The following is a 1,563-nucleotide window of genomic DNA, read 5'->3' as shown; positions in this document are numbered from 1 at the left end:
GCCTCCCTTGAAACATCGCCGATGTCCTTGCTGCCAGATCGGGATTATGGTAACCGTAGCAGTATTCGATAGCCGTGGCCCGCCCAAAGCATGGTCCGATCGACTCAAAAATAGCGCCCCAAGAAGAACGCCCCAAACAGCGTAAGGGGATGCCCATGGCCAAGATCAAGATAACTGGCAAGAAAAGATCGTCCTAGACAGGGAAAAGGGTACAGAAATATAATAAAAGAACCTGGCCAGAAAAGAAGCAGTGATTATTGAAAACTTCATGGTCCGGAGAGGACATCGATATCCATCTATAAAACTCATTTAAACCGTAGCAATCCCCATAGTAAAGCGCAACCAAACCCGGTTCAGTCAACAAGGTCTTCATGTTTGGCCGTACCGACCACACGAAGACTTAGTTATTAGAGGTTGTTTGCAGCCCAAACCTTACACAAACGGACAAGCCAATGGAAAAATCCACGTGGTTTTTGCCGCATTTTCAATCCAGCCGAAACCTTTGTAAGCACAAATATAATTTAGCGTTTTATAAAACCTGGGCGGGAAAGGGCAAGCCAAAAGTCGACCTGCGTACCGCTTACGCAACGATTCCGTACTGGCGGCAAAAGGATAAGCCCCGTACGCTGCTCTATTTTGAAATCCCAAAGCCTTATGAAATCCCGATCCTGAGAATGGCAAACCGTAGATTTTTTGCTGCCCTGATAAACGTACTACTTGCGCACCGATAGGTCGAGCTATAGGGTAGGCAGCAAAAAAAGGGAAAGCACGAAGCTGCTCTAATTTTTATTGCAAATAACCTTCTAACGGTTCGGCTAAGCGTAGTGCGCAGGCAAGTAAACTATTCGTTTCCGTCTACGCACGAAGCTAAAGCTTATTGTTAAGTTTTATTTTTTTTCTTGTCCAAAGCTAAATCCATAAGATTTAGCGACTTCATAAATATACACAGACCTTTCAATTTAGCCCAAAACCACGCATTACGTTTAGGTTTTGTTGTGTACAGTACTTTTTCACGTCATCCAGATTTCATATTCGACTATTACTGTCCAGATTCCGTAAACTTTTTTTAGAAAATATTTCTTACCATAAGCACTTCCAGTAAACTTCAAATAGGATACAGAAACGACACAATTTTCGTAATTATTATCAAAAATAGGTTCACTTATCGAGATAATATTTTGTCTTTTCTTTGTCTTTTTGAAAAGTTGTTCAGCGTCTTTTTTAATCAAACATTTTTTGCTTTTGATGAAATCCTCGCCGAAATTCAATTCGATTATTAATTCCGAATTCCAAATCCCAATTTTACTTTTTGATTCGTTTAGTTCAATTTCTTTTAGGATATTTTCGGGTACATTAAGTCCAGTTACTGCTTTGAAATCTTCTGCGTCGAAGGAGGTTTTCGGTTTTTCGCATTGGACATAAATTCCTCGTACACCTTTTCCAATTTCGTAATCAATGATTTTTTTAAACACATCAGATTCCGAGATATTTTGTGAATAACCCAAGGTTGTAATTAACAACAGAAATATGTTTAAAGTTCGTTTCATCGTATTGTACACAACG

General features: G+C 39.7%; 1 protein-coding gene and 1 pseudogene. One reads left to right on the top strand and one right to left on the bottom strand.

The features are described from left to right. A pseudogene (locus F1E73_RS18160) lies at window positions 1-145 on the top strand (IS91 family transposase); the annotation flags it as partial. An 865-nt stretch (window positions 146-1,010) separates the two neighbouring features. On the opposite strand, the gene F1E73_RS16915 reads toward F1E73_RS18160, so the two are convergent. Continuing rightward, the coding region (locus F1E73_RS16915; RefSeq protein WP_223883499.1) for a hypothetical protein at window positions 1,011-1,563 on the bottom strand (553 nt) is incomplete at its 5' end.

Source organism: Arenibacter lacus, assembly GCF_008711145.1.
In the GTDB taxonomy this organism is placed as follows: domain Bacteria; phylum Bacteroidota; class Bacteroidia; order Flavobacteriales; family Flavobacteriaceae; genus Arenibacter; species Arenibacter amylolyticus.
This window is presented reverse-complemented; position numbering and strand designations above follow the sequence as displayed.